15 protein-coding genes are annotated in these 18,251 nt (G+C 58.4%); 13 read left to right on the top strand and 2 right to left on the bottom strand.

Annotation, left to right across the window (positions count from 1 at the left end; translation table 11 throughout):
• From ACKLNA_RS18985 to ACKLNA_RS18970, 4 genes are all read left to right on the top strand, one after another.
• A partial coding sequence (locus tag ACKLNA_RS18985; RefSeq protein WP_408986727.1) for a bacteriophage T4 gp5 trimerisation domain-containing protein occupies nucleotides 1-487 on the top strand: 487 nt, incomplete at its 5' end.
• Nucleotides 488-1,360, top strand: a complete 873-nt coding sequence (locus ACKLNA_RS18980; protein ID WP_408986726.1) for a DUF4123 domain-containing protein — start codon at nucleotides 488-490, stop codon at nucleotides 1,358-1,360. It abuts the gene before it with no gap.
• Nucleotides 1,357-4,779, top strand: coding sequence for a toxin VasX (locus tag ACKLNA_RS18975; protein WP_408986725.1), 3,423 nt, complete (start codon nucleotides 1,357-1,359; stop codon nucleotides 4,777-4,779). The genes ACKLNA_RS18980 and ACKLNA_RS18975 overlap by 4 nt, the downstream gene beginning before the upstream one ends.
• A 175-nt stretch (nucleotides 4,780-4,954) precedes the next feature.
• Nucleotides 4,955-5,962 (top strand): DUF6708 domain-containing protein, encoded by a 1,008-nt coding sequence (locus tag ACKLNA_RS18970; RefSeq protein ID WP_408986724.1) that lies wholly within the window; start codon nucleotides 4,955-4,957, stop codon nucleotides 5,960-5,962.
• Nucleotides 5,963-6,017: 55 nt separating this feature from the next.
• Here ACKLNA_RS18970 and ACKLNA_RS18965 read toward each other — a convergent pair whose 3' ends face one another.
• Entirely contained in the window at nucleotides 6,018-6,740 is a 723-nt protein-coding gene (locus ACKLNA_RS18965) for a tellurite resistance TerB family protein (RefSeq protein WP_408986723.1), read from the bottom strand.
• A gap of 176 nt (nucleotides 6,741-6,916) precedes the next feature.
• Between ACKLNA_RS18965 and ACKLNA_RS18960 the strand changes: the two genes are divergently transcribed.
• The 9 genes from ACKLNA_RS18960 to ACKLNA_RS18920 all read left to right on the top strand — a co-directional run bounded on the left by ACKLNA_RS18960 (nucleotide 6,917) and on the right by ACKLNA_RS18920 (nucleotide 17,738).
• On the top strand, nucleotides 6,917-7,831 hold the full coding sequence (locus ACKLNA_RS18960) for a LysR family transcriptional regulator (RefSeq protein WP_007954670.1): 915 nt from the start codon (nucleotides 6,917-6,919) through the stop codon (nucleotides 7,829-7,831).
• A gap of 99 nt (nucleotides 7,832-7,930) precedes the next feature.
• On the top strand, nucleotides 7,931-9,418 hold the full coding sequence (locus ACKLNA_RS18955; protein WP_408986722.1) for a gamma-aminobutyraldehyde dehydrogenase: 1,488 nt from the start codon (nucleotides 7,931-7,933) through the stop codon (nucleotides 9,416-9,418).
• Between the two features lie 82 nt (nucleotides 9,419-9,500).
• The gene (gene ydcS / locus ACKLNA_RS18950) at nucleotides 9,501-10,652 is read left to right on the top strand and encodes a putative ABC transporter substrate-binding protein YdcS (protein ID WP_114881536.1); all 1,152 of its coding nucleotides are present in this window, start codon (nucleotides 9,501-9,503) and stop codon (nucleotides 10,650-10,652) included.
• 315 nt (nucleotides 10,653-10,967) lie between these two features.
• Complete coding sequence (locus ACKLNA_RS18945) at nucleotides 10,968-12,005, top strand: ABC transporter ATP-binding protein (RefSeq protein WP_408986721.1); 1,038 nt, start codon at nucleotides 10,968-10,970, stop codon at nucleotides 12,003-12,005.
• A gap of 1 nt (nucleotide 12,006) precedes the next feature.
• Entirely contained in the window at nucleotides 12,007-12,942 is a 936-nt protein-coding gene (locus ACKLNA_RS18940; RefSeq protein WP_007954664.1) for an ABC transporter permease, read from the top strand.
• Nucleotides 12,932-13,741, top strand: coding sequence for an ABC transporter permease (locus tag ACKLNA_RS18935; RefSeq protein ID WP_408986720.1), 810 nt, complete (start codon nucleotides 12,932-12,934; stop codon nucleotides 13,739-13,741). Before ACKLNA_RS18940 ends, ACKLNA_RS18935 begins: the two co-directional genes overlap by 11 nt.
• A gap of 50 nt (nucleotides 13,742-13,791) precedes the next feature.
• Nucleotides 13,792-15,216 carry a gamma-aminobutyraldehyde dehydrogenase gene (locus tag ACKLNA_RS18930; protein ID WP_408986719.1) on the top strand — a complete coding sequence of 475 codons (1,425 nt, stop codon included), beginning with the start codon at nucleotides 13,792-13,794 and terminating at the stop codon, nucleotides 15,214-15,216.
• Between the two features lie 145 nt (nucleotides 15,217-15,361).
• Complete coding sequence (locus tag ACKLNA_RS18925) at nucleotides 15,362-16,846, top strand: APC family permease (protein WP_408986718.1); 1,485 nt, start codon at nucleotides 15,362-15,364, stop codon at nucleotides 16,844-16,846.
• 406 nt (nucleotides 16,847-17,252) lie between these two features.
• Nucleotides 17,253-17,738: a Bro-N domain-containing protein gene (locus tag ACKLNA_RS18920; protein ID WP_408986717.1), complete on the top strand. Its 486-nt coding sequence runs from the start codon at nucleotides 17,253-17,255 to the stop codon at nucleotides 17,736-17,738.
• Between the two features lie 55 nt (nucleotides 17,739-17,793).
• Here the strand turns inward: ACKLNA_RS18920 and ACKLNA_RS18915 are convergent, their stop codons facing one another.
• The gene (locus ACKLNA_RS18915; protein WP_119429017.1) at nucleotides 17,794-17,979 is read right to left on the bottom strand and encodes a hypothetical protein; all 186 of its coding nucleotides are present in this window, start codon (nucleotides 17,977-17,979) and stop codon (nucleotides 17,794-17,796) included.
• Nucleotides 17,980-18,251 lie beyond the last annotated feature (272 nt).

Below are 18,251 nucleotides of genomic sequence, written 5' to 3'. Positions count from 1 at the left end.
TGAACGCCACGACGTCGTGGAAAAGAATAGCTACACCGAATTCAAGGCCGAAGAACACCACACCGTCTACGAAGACCGCAAAGTCGAAGCCCGCGCCAACGACCACCTGACCGTGGGCGTGAACCAGCACATCAAGATCGGCACCGGGCAATTCATCGACGCCGGCCAGGAAATTCACCTGAGCAGCGGCATGAAGGTGGTGCTGGAAGCCGGGGCCGAACTGACGCTGGTCGGTGGCGGCAGCTTCATCAAGATCGATGGCGGCGGCGTGACCATGAGCGGGCCGGCGATCAACATCAACTCGGGTGGTGGACCGGGGAGCGGAACGGGTGCGGCGCCGTTGATGCCGGGGCCGTTGAAGCAGGCGGATACGGATAAGGCCGGGAAGTTGTTGGTGCCCGCGCAGCGGCAGGCGTTGATGCAGAAGAAACCGATTTGTGCGGTTTGTGAGGCTGCAAAAGTTGCGGCACAAAAGGGTGAACAGTAAATGAATAAACTACCGCCGCTTCCGAATGACTTGCCGTGGAAGACACCCGCCTATTTACTTCTGGACGGCGTGAGTGTGCCCAATCTGGCACAGCAGCTGTACCAATGGGACAACCAGGCATACAGCCTCTACCAATCGACACGCTGGCAAGAACTGTCCGACATCTCGCCTTACCTGATTGCTCTCAAAGGGCCCAGCGATCCGCTTTTGGCCTATTTTCTGGAAAGCTCGGACTTGGAGTGGGGCTATCTGTTGTTCAGTACTACCGATGCTCATGTGCTTTGGGGACATTGGCGTCACTTGCTTACGGTGGAGCATCCGAGCGGCATTGAGGTTATGCCGCGCATCGCCGACCCAGCAGTCATGCATCAGTTGTTCGGGTTGGCGGAGCAAGCCAGTAGTGCACGCTGGTTTGGTCCGGTCGAGTACATCTGCCTGCCAGACGGAGTCGAAACCTTATGGCATCAACACAAACGTCCCGAACCCGCCATTGCTGAACCGCAAACCTATCGCTTGACCGATAAGGAACTCACAGCGTTAGGTGAGGTAGAGTTTCGCAACTTTGTCTCGTCATTGAATGAGCACTTGGAAAAGTACTTTCCTGAATACATGGCGACTTTTCCTGAACAGGATCGTCGCCCCTATGCGCAGAAAATAGCGGATGAAGCCTACGAACAAGGTTTTGCGTCGGAGCAGGAAATCACCCTCTATGCGAACGTTTACGGTTATCTGGCAGGGGAACCGCTGACTGACCACCCTGATATCGTGCGACTGCTGACGCAGTCGACACCTGATGCGCCATTGAAGCGCGTGGAGCGCGCTGCCGAGCTTGCCGAAAGCCGTGCTGAGGATCGACAAGGAAGCCCATCATGACCGCTCAACAACCACCAAAAACCAGCGCCAACACTGCTGCCCTGGCTAAACCTGCCAAGGACACCCGTGTCCCAATGGGTGAATGCCAATTGATGAACAAGAAAGTTCAGTTGCTGCCTCTGCGCTATGGGCTCGTTCAGCACCTCGATCCCGCATCCGAACTCGCCATGCCGTTCAAGACAAAAAGCCAGCCACTGGGCATCCGGCTGTTGCGCGACGGCTACCTCTACATCATCAACGGCACCACCGGTTACCTACACGAGTACCGCATAGAGAAAGGCGAGATCACCAAACTATTGTGGAACAGCCAGGAAGTCTCCGGTGACACGCGCACCAGTTCGATCGGCGAACCTCATCTTGTCTTCACCCGAAAACACACTTTGTATGCCAGCTATTCCGAGCTTCAATGGACAGCCAATAAATGCTCGCAAGTGCTCAAGTCCAAAGAAGAACGGAAGCGTTTGATGCAACCGGTGGAGTTGGCAAGTGCCTGCCCTGAAAAGGGCGGCAAACATTTATTGAGCAAACAACAAGTGGAAAACTGGCTGGCAGAAGTGAAAGAGCAGCCTGAAAAAAGCGCCGATGCCGTCCTTGAAGGAGCAGACCCACAAGAAGGCAAGGCTTATCACTGGGAAGATCAACCGCTGTTCAAACCTATTGCGATTGAATCGCTGACCAGTAAGGTGCAGGGCGCCTACAAGAATGACTATTTGTTTCTGGTGTTGCGTGACGACATCGGCGTCATGCGCGATCTTGCCAGCGCTCAGTTGAAAGTGGCTGACTGGATTGATCGGTGGAGCAAGGACGATAAGCGTCAGGCGCAATACCTCACGGGTTCCTACGTACAGTCTCTTTATGATGTGAACGGTCCACGGCTGGAAGCGCTGGGTAAAACAGATCCTGAAGTTCAGGCACTGAAAGATGACACCGACGAAGAACAGCAATCGAAAATCTACGACTTCCTGAAGGTTCGCCGGGACCACAGAGACCCAGGCATCTACGGTGACGAAGCTCATTGGCGAAAGATGGCGGAGAAAGATCCTTACGCCCGCGCCTACATGGACATGACGGATTCTCTGGGAGATCCGCTTTATCGTAAACACCAGGACACTTTGAACAAACTCAGCCTGCAAAGCTGGTATGCGTTGCATGGCAAGGAATTAGGTCAGCGAGGTATCGACGATCTGGTCAACCGTCAGGAAATGGAAGCCTTTGTTCAGGAACAGCAAAACCTTCTAAAACATTGGCACGATCGTCTGCAAAACATCCGTGAAGATCGACTGAATATGTTCACCAGTGGCCGCTTTCACGGTGCAGCCTGGTATTACGACTTCAATCTCGACGCACAAATCAAGCACCGACTGGAAACCGAGTTTGTCTGCGTGGCAGCCATGTGCGCAGACCCAAAAGCGCTCGAAAAACTTGCCGCCTACATGGAGGCAAATCTGCAGACCCTGGTGCCAGGACTGGATACTCTGTCCCTCGTGGCACAGGTAGACATTGCAAAAAAACTGGCAGACTTGACCAGTTTCTCGATCAACGTGATCTCGGCCAAGGAAAACCTCGCTAACGTCAATGTGCTGACCAACCAGTTCCACAGCTTGATGACCGAGCGCCTGCCCAACTACGCCAAACTGAACACCCAGTTCATGGGCATGCAAAGCATGCTGGACGAGGCCTACAACCCGGCGCGGCAGCTGAAAATTGCCGATCAACTGGACAAGGCTCACGAGAGTTTCGCGCGCGCACAAACCGTTGATCCCAACGAGTACATCCGCAAGATTGGAGCACCCGCGCGCCTGCAGCTATTGCGCGAGTTCTCTCGACAGGGATTGACTCTGCGCGCGGCTACAGGGGCTGAAATTGCAGCCTTCAATCAGGCTCGCGACCAATCGCTGAACTTGCGTAGCCAATTGAAAGAAAGCTACAAACTTCGAAATCGGGAATTGATGCGCCAGTCCATCGGCTCTGCAACTCCGGGTAGTGAAGCACCGCATAACCAACGCATCGCTCAACTGAAAAATGCGCTGATTCCACTGGAAGAGAAACTCACCGATGCCTTGGCGGTCGGGGGTGATAGTGCAGCGAAAATTGGTACGGTGGTTGATGGGCTGGATCCGCAGTTGCGGATGGAGATGAGTAGAACAGTGCGCGATTTCAGGGCCACTGGGACTTTCAGCAAACCGCTATCTGGTGCCTTGAAATCGAAAGGTGATGGTATTGCATTTGCTCTGTTTGTCATTCAGGGACAGAAGTTTATTGATGGGTTGAATGCCTTTCTAAAAAAAGAGAATCGTTCCGCTACGGATGCTCTGGCTTTCACGGAGACGGTCATAGGCGTGACAGCTGCTGGTTTCGCAACCGTCCAAGGATTGTCGGTTACTATTTTTCAGGCACATATCGAACAGATGGAAAGTGCTGCTGGCAAACTAAATACAATGAGCCGCTTGGGACGCTGGAGCGGTATAGCAGGATTTTGGGCATTCGTAGCTGGAGGCCTGGCCGCGTCGCTCGATCTAGGAAAACACTCTTTGCAATGGGGTAAAGCTTTAGCTGAAGGTGACTACAAAGGATTGGCAGCAACGACGTTGCAAATAAGTGGCGACGCAACGTTGGTCGGAACCAATACATGGGCAGCCAAACACACAGGATCCATAGTCAAGAACATTATGAAGAATCCTACGGAGCTTCGTGCATTAGCATGGGCTGAAGCCAGCCCAAGGCTTTTGGCCATCGGTACACGCGCCAACCTGATTGGACTGATCGCCACAGCTCTGCAATTGGTGGGTGAAGGGCTCTTCAACTATTTCAATCTGGATGACTTGCAGAAGTGGATGGAGAGCTGTGCGTGGGGGAGAAAAACCAAGCAGCGGAATGCACAGGACGAATGGAGCGAGCTCGCGAAAGTTGTGCAGAAACCAACTTGCGAATTCATCAGAGATAACAAACTTACTTATCTAAAACTTCTACTACCTGGTGTAAGCACACAGGAAATGGATAGTCGGAAATTACAACTACAGGCATACCAGCAATATCGCGATCAACCTCGAACCAACGCCTATAGCCCTGGGCCATTTCCTTTGCGCTGGAAGGAGTGCACATCCGCCTGGGCTCCTCGTTTTATTGTCGCCAGTAAAGGCAAGGAAGCATTAATACTCCATTTGCCAATCAGTGACTCATTACAAACCACTGACTTTGCGTTGGCATTCAATATTGCTTACCAACTGGAAGCTGAACGCGACGTAATGCACCAAACCTGTTTTGTTCTGCGCAATCTGCACATCCTTAATGCCCATGGCGTACGAATCCCCACAAAAGGCACGTATAAAGTAGATTCTGTTGATACCTTACCGACCGGAACCGGTAAGACACCCTTCAGGTTATTCAAAAAAGAAGATTTGGCGACGGCAGATGCTTAGGAATTTATTTAGACGCAAAAAGAGCAATGAAAGGAAGGAATCAACCCCAGATATCAGAAACCAACGCCCACGCGCTGGAGAAATTCGTGTCAGCGGATTAAATGAGACACTATTTCTTTCGCCACTACCTGTTTACACCGGCCAGTCACAATCATCCCGTCGTAATTTTTCGGAGATGAACGAAACGTATCTGGAGCTAGGTGGTAGCAACTGGGGAATAGTTGAACAAGGAAAAATATTAGCCGCTGGAATTTGGCTGCCCATTTTCTTGGCGTTCATAATGCCAAGCCTTGTCATTATCTATGGAGTAATCGCTTATCCAGAAAACTTCAGCGATCCCTGGCAAGAACTCTTTATGTTTATGAAGGTTACGATTAGCGTTTCTCTCCTTTCCATACTGCCAATCGGCGCCTATGTCTACGGAATGTTTTCCAGCGTTTTCACCGCCGCAAAAACATACCCAGTGCGTTTCAACCGCCAGCGCCGCGAAGTCTGTTACGTCGACAGCAAAACCCATCGCGTGCTGATCGTGCCTTGGGAAAGCGTGGTTGCCTGGGTTGCAAACTCCCAAGGCGTCACCAGTTACGGCGCCACTCGCCAATACACCTTAGGCATGGGGCTGGAAGATGAAGAGCAGGACAAAGTGCAGTTTCTGCTGCTACCACAACCCAGCGATGCTCACTCCTTGGGCATGTGGGCATCCATTCGCAACTTCATGGAAGACGGTCAACTGGTCGATGTGCCGAACCCGATGCTCAAGGCACTCGGCCTGATCCCGACCGGGGATCGGCTCAAGCCCTATGAAGGACTGCACACCTTTGAAATCGAACGCGAAGATGCCCGTGCGATGGGGTCGCTGGACGAAGAAGGTGGCGAGGACCTGACTCCAGAACAACGGAGGGAATATGGATTCGCGGAGAAATCTCGGTGGCCATTGCGCCGCTGGTACATCGGGCGTGTGCTGACCTTCTGGAAAATGCCCTACATTCTCGCCGAATGGGCTCATCGCAAGGGCCGTCCCGTTCTGCCGGAACAGGTTCAAGCCTGGTCGCAGCCACTGCCGCCGGAGCAGTGGGCGAAACCCAGTGCGGCACTGATGAAAGCCAATCAATTGGTCAAAAGTGCCATGGACAAGAAAGGCGCGACCTTTGTCGAGGCTTGCAAGGCCGCAGGTTTGCACTGAAGAAAACCCGGCGAGCGGTGTTAGCCCCTCACCGGGGATTCATCAAGTCTTTCAGTTACACAACCGCCACCCTCACCTGCCTCTCCAACTCAACCTTCAACCCCGGCTCCAGCTTCAACTGCCGCGCCAGTTCATCCAGATAGCTCTTCTCCATGAAGTTCTCCTCATCCACCATCATCACGCTCGCCACGTACATCTCGGCGGCCATCTCCGGCGTGCTCGCCGCGCGGGCGACGTCGGTGGGGTCGAGGGGTTTGTTGAGTTCGGCGTGGAGCCAGTGCTTGAGTTCCTGATCGTTGTCGAGTTTGGTGAATTCGCCTTCGATCAGTTGGCGCTCACGGTCGTCGATGTGGCCGTCGGCCTTGGCGGCGGCGACCAGGGCTTTGAGGATGGCCTGGCTGTGTTGTTCGACTTGCGCCGGTGGCAGGCGATCGAGGGTTTGCGGTTCGCTTTGCGGGGCGGTGCCTTTCTGGGCGTTCCAGTTGCCGTAGGCTTTGTAGGCGATCACGCCCAGTGCGGCGAGGCCACCGTAGATGGCGACTTTACCGCCAACCTTGCGGGCCTTTTTACTGCCCAGCAACAGGCCCATGGCCCCGGCCGCCAGGGCACCGCCGCCTGCGCCTGACAGCAAACCGCCGAGTGCGCCATTACCGGAAGATCCGCCCAGCAAGCCGCCCAACCCACCGGCAGCCGGTTTGTTCTGCGCCCCGCCCGCCTTGTTCTGCAGCAGTTCCTGGCCGGATTTGAGGAGTTGATCGAGCAATCCACGGGTGTTCATGTTCCGTCTCCAAACAGGGGTTATCCGGATCAATAAGGCCCTCAGCCTAGTTCGAAAGTGCCCGTCACCTGGGTGCGAGTGTGCTTCCAGATGTTGCCTGGCCCACCGCAGCCCTTCGCGAAAATAGATATACACTCGAGGCAATCTATAAAAACCGCCCACCGGGTAATCCTTCCATGATGACCTTGCGTCAGATCCGCCATTTCATCGCCGTGGCCGAGACCGGCTCGATTTCTGCCGCCGCGCAAACCGCGTTCATTTCCCAATCGACCCTGACCCTGGCCATCCAGCAACTGGAGGAAGAAATCGGCGTCAGCCTGTTCAATCGCCACGCCAAGGGCATGACCCTTACCCATCAGGGGCACCAGTTCCTACGCCAGGCGCACCTGATTCTGGCGACAGTGGACAACGCCAAACGCAGTCTGCAACAAAGCACCGATCAGGTCGCCGGGCAGTTGATCGTCGGCGTGACCAGTCTGGTGGCCGGTTATTACCTGGCGGATTTGCTCACCCGATTCCAGCGCGCCTATCCCAACGTCGAGATCCGAGTGATGGAAGACGAGCGGCCATACATCGAGCATTTGCTGGTCAGCGGCGAGATCGATGTCGGTGTGCTGATCCTCTCCAACCTCGAAGACCGCCACGCCTTGCAGACCGAAGTGCTGACCCACTCGCCGCACCGTTTGTGGCTGCCGGCCCAGCATCCGTTGCTGGAGCACGACAGCATCAACCTCGCCGATGTCGCGCGGGAGCCGTTGATTCAACTGAACGTCGACGAGATGGATCGCAACGCCCAACGCCTGTGGCGCGGCGCCGGGCTGCAACCGAAGATCACCCTCAGAACCGCGTCCACGGAGGCGGTGCGAAGTCTGGTGGCGGCGGGATTGGGCGTTTCGATTCAACCGGACATGACCTACCGACCATGGTCACTGGAAGGCGACATCATCGAAGCGCGACCGATTGCGGACCTCAATCAGACCCTCGATGTCGGTCTGGCCTGGCGTCGTGGCACCGCCCGCCCCGCGCTGGTCGATCCGTTCCTGACCGTAGCTCGCGAACAGCCTCACGGCGGACGCAAGCCATCTATTTAATCGAATGCCACCTTCAGTATTTAGAATTTGTCGACCCCGGAGCCGCGCACTAGTCTTGCTGCATCTATAAGACGGTCGGCTCCCGGAACAGGGAGCAACATGGCCATACAAGAAAAGAGATCACGGAAAATGGCTGGCGCGCAGACCCACATGCACACCGCGTTGCTGATCGACGGCGAATTGGTCGCCGGCGAGGGTTTTGTCGAACCGATTCTCAACCCGGCCACCGGCGAAGTCCTGACCCAGATCGCCGAAGCCAGCACCGAGCAAGTCGAAGCCGCCATCCTCGCCGCCCACCGCGCCTTTGCCGAGTGGTCGCGCACCACCCCGCAACAACGCTCGAATTTCCTGCTGGAAATCGCCAACGCCGTCGAAAAACACGCCGACCACCTCGCCCGCCTCGAAGCCCTGAACTGCGGCAAGCCGCTGCATCTGGCGCGGCAGGACGATTTGACCGCCACCGTCGATGTGTTTCGCTTCTTCGCCGGCGCCGTGCGCTGCCAGACCGGCCAACTCAGCGGCGAATACGTGCCGGGCTACACCAGCATGGTGCGCCGCGACCCGATTGGCGTGGTCGCGTCGATTGCGCCGTGGAACTACCCGATCATGATGGCCGCGTGGAAGATCGCTCCGGCCCTCGCCGCCGGCAATACGCTGGTGTTCAAGCCGTCCGAACACACGCCGTTGTCGATTCTGGCTCTGGCACCAGCGCTGGCCGAAATCCTGCCACGCGGGGTGATCAATATTGTCTGCGGTGGCGGCGAAGGCGTCGGCAGCCACCTGGTTGGCCATCCGAAAGTGCGCATGGTGTCGCTGACCGGCGATATCGTCACCGGCCAGAAAATCCTCCAGGCCGCCGCCAAAACCCTGAAACGCACGCACCTCGAGCTCGGCGGCAAGGCCCCGGTGATCGTCTGCAACGATGCCGATCTCAAAGCCGTGGTCGAAGGCGTGCGCACTTATGGCTATTACAACGCAGGTCAGGACTGCACGGCGGCTTGTCGGATCTACGCCCAGGCCGGGATTCACGACAAATTGGTCGCCGAACTCGGCGCGGCGGTCAGCAGCCTGCGCTTCGCCGGCAAGCGTGATGCCGACAATGAAATCGGGCCGCTGATCAGCACCCGCCAGCGCGACCGGGTGGCCAGTTTTGTCGAGCGCGCCCTCGGTCAGCCGCACATCGAACGAGTGACCGGCGCAGCGGTGCATTCCGGCGCTGGCTTCTTCTATCAGCCGACGCTGCTGGCCGGTTGCAAGCAGAGCGATGAAATCGTCCAGCGCGAAGTGTTCGGCCCGGTAGTGACCGTGACCCGCTTCGACGAACTGGCGCAAGCGGTGGACTGGGCCAACGACTCGGAATACGGCCTCGCCTCGTCGGTGTGGACTCAGAACCTGGACAAGGCGATGCAGGTCGCCGCACGCCTGCAGTACGGCTGCACTTGGATCAACAGCCATTTCATGCTGGTCAGCGAAATGCCCCACGGCGGGCTGAAACGCTCCGGTTACGGCAAAGACTTATCCAGCGATTCGCTACAGGACTACAGCGTGGTGCGGCACATCATGGCCCGCCACGGCCAGCATCTCTGACTACGCTAATAACAAGCCGCTGACGGCATGCTCCACCGCGTTCACAACTGCCCCGACCATAATTTAAAGAAGAGGGTTCACCATGTTCGTGCACAAGACCGCACTGCTCAGTGCAATCACCACGGCCCTGCTGGCCAGCGCCAGCCTGCAGGCCGCCGAGCCGCTGAAAGCCGTCGGCGCCGGCGAAGGCCAGCTGGATATCGTCGCCTGGCCCGGCTATATCGAACGCGGTGAAAGCGACAAGGCCTACGACTGGGTGACCGGTTTCGAGAAGGAAACCGGCTGCAAGGTCAATGTGAAAACCGCCGCCACCTCCGACGAAATGGTCAGCCTGATGGCCAAGGGCGGTTACGACCTGGTGACCGCGTCGGGCGATGCCTCGCTGCGGTTGATCGTCGGCAAGCGTGTACAGCCGATCAACACCGCGTTGATCCCGAACTGGAAATCCCTCGACCCACGCCTGAAAGACGCGCCGTGGTACGTGGTCAACAAACAGACCTACGGCACCCCGTACCAGTGGGGCCCGAACGTGTTGATGTACAACACCAACGTGTTCAAGACCGCCCCGACCAGCTGGAACGTGGTGTTCGAGGAACAGAACCTGCCGGACGGCAAGCCGAACAAGGGTCGCGTGCAAGCCTACGACGGTCCGATCTACATCGCCGACGCGGCGCTCTATCTGAAATCCACCAAGCCTGAGCTGGGGATCAAGGATCCGTATCAACTCACCGAAGATCAGTACAAGGCTGTGCTGGAACTGTTGCGCGCCCAGCAGAAGCTGATCCACCGCTACTGGCACGACACCACGGTGCAGATGAGCGACTTCAAGAACGAAGGCGTGGTCGCATCCAGCGCCTGGCCGTATCAGGTCAACGGGCTGATCAACGACAAACAGCCGATCGCTTCGACCGTGCCGAAAGAAGGCGCCACCGGTTGGGCCGACACCACCATGCTGCACGCCGAGGCCAAGCACCCGAACTGCGCGTACAAGTGGATGGACTGGTCGCTGCAGCCGAAAGTCCAGGGTGATGTGGCGGCGTGGTTCGGTTCGTTGCCGGCGGTTCCGGCGGCGTGTCAGGGCAGTGAGTTGCTGGGTGCCGAGGGTTGCAAGACCAACGGATTTGATCAGTTCGACAAGATCGCTTTCTGGAAAACACCGCAGGCCGAGGGTGGGAAGTTTGTGCCGTATAGCCGGTGGACGCAGGACTACATTGCGATTATGGGCGGTCGCTGATCTCGGCTTCACCTCGGTCGAGCTCCCTTTCCCCTCTCCCCCTTGGGGGCGGTCCGACGTTTCGGGAGGGCTGGGCGGGCGGCGTGCCGATGAGGGGGTGATTTTTGACTTTGCTTTTGAAATTGGAGCAATGGCTGAAATAGCTGCCCTCACCCCCCGCCCTCTCCCGGAGGGAGAGGGAGCCTAAAGCGGACCGCGTCAGACCTACCCAAAAGTGGTGAGCCAACACGGGCATACACCGCCAAACGATCCAGTTTTTTCAGAAGTCCAGGCAGGGCCGCTGCGACGGCCCTCGTCTTTTCGGAGCACCGCACCATGACGCTTGCAGTCCAGTTCACCAACGTTTCCCGGCAGTTCGGCGAAGTGAAAGCCGTTGACCGGGTTTCCATCGATATCCAGGACGGCGAGTTCTTTTCCATGCTCGGCCCTTCCGGTTCGGGCAAGACCACGTGCCTGCGCCTGATCGCCGGGTTCGAACAACCGAGTGCTGGCTCGATCCGCATTCACGGCGCCGAAGCCGCCGGTCTGCCGCCCTATCAACGCGACGTCAACACGGTATTTCAGGATTACGCGCTGTTCCCGCACATGAACGTGCTGGACAACGTCGCCTACGGCCTGAAGGTGAAAGGCGTAAGCAAAACCGAGCGCCACAAACGCGCCGAAGAAGCGTTGGACATGGTCGCCCTCGGCGGCTACGGCGCCCGCAAACCGGTGCAGTTGTCCGGCGGTCAGCGCCAGCGTGTCGCCCTCGCCCGCGCCTTGGTCAATCGTCCGCGAGTGCTGTTGCTCGACGAGCCGTTGGGCGCCCTAGACCTGAAGCTGCGCGAACAGATGCAGAGCGAACTGAAGAAGCTGCAACGCCAGCTCGGCATCACCTTCATCTTCGTCACTCACGACCAGACTGAAGCGCTGTCGATGTCCGACCGCGTGGCCGTGTTCAACAAGGGTCGCATCGAGCAGGTCGACACGCCGCGCAATCTGTACATGAAACCCACCACCACCTTCGTCGCCGAATTCGTCGGCACTTCGAACGTGATTCGCGGTGATCTGGCGCGCCAGCTCAGCGGCCATCCGCAGCCGTTTTCGATCCGCCCGGAACACGTGCGTTTCGCCGAAGGCCCGCTGGCCAGCCATGAAATCGAAGTCAGCGGTCTGCTCCATGACATCCAGTATCAGGGCAGCGCCACACGCTACGAAATGAAGCTGGAAAACGGCCAGACCCTGAGTATCAGCCAGGCCAACAATCAGTGGATCGACAGCAGCGCGCAGCACCAGACCGGTCAGCGCATCAGTGCACGCTGGGCGCGGGAAGCGATGATTCCGCTGCACGACACCGTTGCGAGCGGGGTGTGACATGACCGCCCTCGCCCTCCCTCAATCGGCGCCGTTGCGCAGGTTTTCCAACCTGCTCTATCGCAAGCCGAACCTGTACCTGTCGATGCTGCTGGTGCCGCCGCTGCTGTGGTTCGGCGCGATCTATCTGGGCTCGCTGCTGGTGCTGTTGTGGCAAGGTTTCTACACCTTCGACGACTTCACCATGGCGGTCACGCCTGACCTGACTCTGGCCAATTTCGCCGCACTGTTTCAGCCGTCGAACTTCGACATCATTCTGCGCACCCTGAGCATGGCGGTCGTGGTGTCGATCGCCAGCGCCATCGTCGCGTTCCCGATTGCCTACTACATGGCGCGCTACACCACCGGCAAGACCAAGGCGTTTTTCTACATCGCGGTGATGATGCCGATGTGGGCCAGCTACATCGTCAAGGCCTACGCCTGGACGCTGCTGCTGGCCAAGGGCGGCGTGGCGCAGTGGTTCGTTCAGCACCTGGGGCTGGAGCCGGTTCTGCAGTTCATTCTGGGGATTCCCGGGGTCGGCGGCAGCACCTTGTCGACCTCGCATCTGGGGCGGTTCATGGTGTTCGTCTACATCTGGCTGCCGTTCATGATCCTGCCGATCCAGGCCTCGCTGGAACGCCTGCCGCCGTCGTTGCTGCAAGCCTCCGCCGACCTCGGGGCCAAGCCGCGCCAGACCTTCATGCAGGTGATTCTGCCGCTGTCGGTGCCGGGGATCGCGGCCGGTTCGATCTTCACGTTCTCGCTGACGTTGGGCGACTTCATCGTGCCGCAGCTGGTGGGCCCGCCGGGCTACTTCGTCGGCAGCATGGTCTACGCGCAGCAAGGCGCGATCGGCAACATGCCAATGGCTGCGGCGTTCACGCTGGTGCCGATTGTGTTGATCGCTATCTACCTGTCCATCGTCAAACGACTGGGGGCCTTCGATGCACTCTGAAAAAGCATCCATAGGGCTGAAAATCGCAGCCTGGGGCGGGTTGGTGTTCCTGCACTTCCCGATCCTGATCATCTTCCTCTACGCCTTCAACACCGAAGACGCGGCGTTCAGCTTTCCACCCAAAGGCTTCACGCTGCACTGGTTCAGCGTGGCGTTTTCCCGGCCGGACGTGCTGGAAGCGATCAAGCTGTCGTTGCAGATCGCGGCCATCGCCACGCTGATTGCGATGGTGCTCGGCACCCTTGCTTCAGCGGCGCTGTACCGCCGGGACTTCTTCGGCAAACAGGGCATTTCGCTGATGCTGATCCTGCCGATTGCACTGCCGGGGATCATCACCGGGATCGCGCTGCTGGCGACCTTCAAGACGCTGGGGATCGAGCCGGGGATGTTCACCATCATCGTCGGCCACGCGACCTTCTGTGTGGTGATCGTCTACAACAACGTCATCGCCCGTTTGCGCCGCACTTCGCACAGTCTGATCGAGGCGTCGATGGATCTCGGCGCCGACGGTTGGCAGACCTTCCGCTACATCATCCTGCCGAACCTCGGCTCGGCGTTGCTCGCCGGCGGCATGCTCGCGTTTGCGCTGTCGTTCGATGAAATCATCGTCACCACCTTCACCGCCGGCCATGAACGCACCTTGCCGTTGTGGTTGCTCAACCAGTTGAGCCGCCCACGGGACGTGCCGGTGACCAACGTCGTGGCGATGCTCGTGATGATGGTGACCATGCTGCCGATCCTCGGCGCCTACTACCTGACCCGGGGTGGCGAGAGCGTGGCCGGCAGCGGCGGCAAATGATTTCCCTGACCTTTCCCACCCTGAATTTGCAGTAGAAAGAGGACAACAACATGCAAACCAAACTCTTGATCAACGGACAACTGGTCAACGGCGAAGGCCCGGCGCAACCGGTGCTCAACCCGGCGCGCGGCGAAGTGCTGGTGGAAATCAACGAAGCCACTGAGGCACAGGTCGATGCCGCCGTGCGCGCCGCCGACAGTGCTTTCGCCGAATGGTCGCAGACCACGCCGAAAGACCGTTCGCTGCTGCTGCTCAAACTCGCCGACGCCATCGAAGCCCACGGCGAAGAACTGGCGAAACTGGAATCGGACAACTGCGGCAAACCTTACAGCGCCGCGTTGAATGACGAGATTCCGGCGATTGCCGACGTGTTCCGTTTCTTCGCCGGCGCCAGCCGTTGCATGAGCGGTTCGGCCGGCGGCGAATACCTGCCCGGCCACACCTCGATGATCCGCCGCGACCCGGTGGGCGTGATCGCGTCCATCGCGCCGTGGAACTACCCGCTGATGATGGTCGCCTGGAAAATCGCCCCGGCGCTTGCCGCCGGTAATACCGTGGTGCTCAAGCCGTCGGAGCAAACCCCGCTGACCGCGTTGCGTCTGGCCGAACTGGCGTCGGATATTTTCCCGGCCGGCGTACTCAATCTGGTGTTCGGGCGTGGGCCGAGCGTGGGCAGCCCGCTGGTGACCCATCCGAAAGTACGCATGGTGTCGCTGACCGGCTCCATCGCCACCGGTTCGAACATCATTTCCGGCACCGCCGAAAGCGTCAAACGCATGCACATGGAACTGGGCGGCAAGGCCCCGGTGATCATCTTCGACGACGCCGACATTGACGCAGCGGTCGAAGGCATTCGTACCTTCGGTTTCTACAACGCCGGCCAGGACTGCACTGCCGCGTGCCGGATCTACGCGCAGCAAGGCATCTACGACAAGTTCGTCGAGAAGCTCGGCGCGGCGGTCAGCAGCATCAAGTACGGCTTGCAGGATGATCCGTCTACCGAACTGGGGCCGCTGATCACCGCCCAGCATCGCGACCGCGTGGCCGGGTTTGTCGAGCGCGCTGTCGCGCAATCGCACATCCGCTTGATCACGGGTGGCAAGGCTGTCGAAGGCAACGGTTTCTTCTTCGAACCAACCGTTCTGGCCGACGCCCAGCAGGACGACGAAATCGTCCGTCGCGAAGTGTTCGGGCCGGTGGTGTCGGTGACCAAATTCACTGATGAAGCCCAGGCGCTGGAATGGGCCAACGATTCGGACTACGGCCTGGCGTCCTCGGTGTGGACAGCAGATGTAGGACGCGCCCATCGCCTGTCCGCACGGTTGCAGTACGGCTGCACCTGGGTGAATACGCACTTCATGCTCGTCAGCGAAATGCCCCACGGCGGTCAGAAACTGTCCGGCTACGGCAAGGACATGTCCATGTACGGACTGGAGGACTACACCACGGTTCGGCATGTGATGTTCAAGCACTAAAAGCATCCCCCCGGCTTCAAGGCAGAAACCGGTCATCCGCATCACCAGGCATTCAAAACAATAACTACCGATCCGGGCGGCGCTCACCAAGCCCCGCCACGGTTTCGGCCATCCGAAATCTGCCGATTTCACGGAGCAAACACACATGAGTGCATCACCCGATCTCTCAGCCGCCGTTGCCGACAGCGATGCCGAACAACTGCGCCAACTGGGCTACACCTCCAACTTCAACCGCAGCATGAGCCTGTGGGAAAACTTCGCGCTGGGCTTCACGTATCTGTCACCGGTCGTAGGGGTTTATACCCTGTTCGGCCTGTGCCTCGCCGCTGGCGGGCCACCGATGTTCTGGGCCTATTTGCTGGTGGGCTGCGGGCAACTGCTGGTGTGCCTGATCTTCGGCGAAGTGGTTTCGCAGTTCCCGATTTCCGGCGGCGTCTACCCTTGGGCACGGCGGTTGGTGGGCAAGAAATGGGCGTGGATGGTCGGCTGGATCTACTCCATCGCCCTGTGCGTGACCATCGCCGCCGTTGCGGTCGGCGCCGGCCCGTACCTCGCGGCCATGCTGGGCTTTGAGCCGAGCAACAACACCAACATCGTCATCGCCCTGGTGCTGACGCTGTTCGCCACACTGGTAAACCTCAGCGGCACCAAAGTGCTGGCGCGGATCGCCATGTTCGGCTTCCTTTGCGAACTGGTGGGCGCGGTGATCGTCGGCGTGTATCTGCTGATTTTCGAGCGTCATCAGCCGATCAGCGTGCTGTTCAACACTTTCGACATTAGCGTCGACGGCTCCTATCTGCCGGCATTCCTCACTGCGTCGCTGGCGGGGATGTTCCTCTACTACGGCTTCGAAGCCTGCGGCGACGTGGCCGAAGAAACCCCGAACCCGAGCAAGAAAATCCCGGTGGCCATGCGCATGACCATCTACATCGGCGGCATCGCAGCGATGTTCGCTTGCCTGGCGCTGATCCTCGCCGTGCCGGACATGCAAGCGGTGACCAACGGCACCGACAAGGACCCGGTCACCACCATCCTCAACAACGCCTTCGGTCCGGTCGGTTCGAAAGTGGTGATGGGCGTGGTGATGATTTCCTTCATCTCTTGCGTCATCAGCCTGCAAGCGGCGGCGAGTCGTCTGCTGTATTCCTACGCTCGCGATGAAATGGTCATCGGCAGCCGACTGCTGAAAAAGATTTCTCCTACGACCCAGGTGCCGGTTGCTGCGCTGTTCGTGTCCGGCGTCCTGCCCGGCCTGATCATCGCCCTCGGCTTCTTCCTGCAAGACGCCGTAGCCACCATCGTCAGCTTCGCCGCCATCGGCATCTACCTCGCGTTCCAGATGATCGTGCTGGCCGCCCTGTACGCCCGCAACAAAGGCTGGAAACCGAGCGGCAAATTCACCCTCGGCGCCTGGGGCTGGCCGGTGAACATCGGCGCGCTGGTCTACGGCGTCGGCGCAATCATCAACATGGCCTGGCCACGCACGCCGGATGCCGCGTGGTACATCAACTATGCGATGGTGCTGAGCACGGTGATCGTGATTGGTCTGGGGCTGGTTTATATGTGGATTGGCAAGCCGTATGACCATGGGAAGGCGCCGGCTGGGGATGCTTGGAAGGTGAGTCGCTAAGAAAAACAGCCCCGGACTTATCACAATTTCGGGGCTGATTTCTTTCAGCGTCAGTTGCTCGTTTCCTACGGACCGAACCCTCAGCATTCAGTCCCCTTTCCTACGAGTGGCGTCGGCAGAGTAGACTTGGCGCCGCTAGCGCCTGACCGATAGGCTTTATCCCGTCGCTGCCCAATCAGCGGCCCGGGGTCGAAGCCGGAAATCTGTCAAAACGGTGCTTGCGTGCCCCCATTGAACTGCGGCTGCTTTGCAACTTCAGTTCTGCGTTATGGCGGGCCTTGTGGCGCGGGCCTTCCGCCTTTTCCGTTTCGACAGGAAGTAACCCGACTTCGAACGCCACTCGGTTCGCCACCCAACTTTTCGAAGAGTTGGTGGCGACTTTCCTACTCGAAACGGAAGTCATCTCATGCCAGCAGCTACTCACAGTCCAAATACTGAATATTTCACTCCCACCGTCTTCACCCGCCACAACCGCTTCCTCCACGCTCTCTTGCTTGATCACCAGGCCTGGTTCTGCGCTCAGGATCTCGGCCGCATGATGGGCCATCCCTTGAACTCACGCGTCACGCTCAAACTCGACCCCGACCAACGCCGCATCGTCCGGCTGCACAAGTACGGCAAAGTTGTCGAAACGCCGATGGTCAGCGAATCCGGCATGTACGCGCTGCTGGTTCACCATTTCATCCCGGAAAACCGCAACCTGCGGCAATGGCTGAGCAATGAGGTGATTCCCATCCTGCGGGAAACCAGCTCAACAGCAGCGGAAAACTGCCCGAGCCTGAGCTCCGTGCATTGGGCTGGCGTCACCGTGCCGCTGCTGCACTGGCAACAACAGGCTTGGGTGAAATGGCGGGACATGCCTGAGTTGATGCTGGCACAGCGTCCCCGGTAAACCTCAAGAATGAAAAAGGGGCGGACTTCACAGTCCGCCCCTTTGGTTTCTCACTTCAAAACCGCGAAACACTCCTCATCGCATCCACCAGATACCGCATCGCAATCCGGTCGCTCTCCGACAACTCCCGGTAACGCTCCACCAGTTTCAGTTCATCCGGACTGAGCCGGCGTCTTCGCCGGACGTTGGCGAGGCAGGGAAAGATGCCCAACATTTCGGTGATGCCTTGTCCTTTTGCCATGGACGTTGTCCTTTTCCAGTACGTCAGAATTTTTCCAAAACCGCATCGCCCTGCTCCTTTAAGCAGCGATTTGAGCCCTGCCGGTCGGATGGGTCGTGACCGGCGATGCCCATAGAATAGAAATTAAATCGGCGCTGAAAAGCGGTTTTTAGAGTAATTAGTCGAAAAAAGCAGATATGCCCTGTAAATCAGAAAAGGCTGTGGGATAAGTAACCGTAACGTCTTGTTTCATTGAGACGCTGTCGCCGTGTAATCAAGGAATTTTGCAAAAT

The sequence above is a fragment of the Pseudomonas sp. UV AK001 genome (assembly GCF_046097675.1).
Taxonomy (GTDB): domain Bacteria; phylum Pseudomonadota; class Gammaproteobacteria; order Pseudomonadales; family Pseudomonadaceae; genus Aquipseudomonas; species Aquipseudomonas kribbensis.
This window is presented reverse-complemented; position numbering and strand designations above follow the sequence as displayed.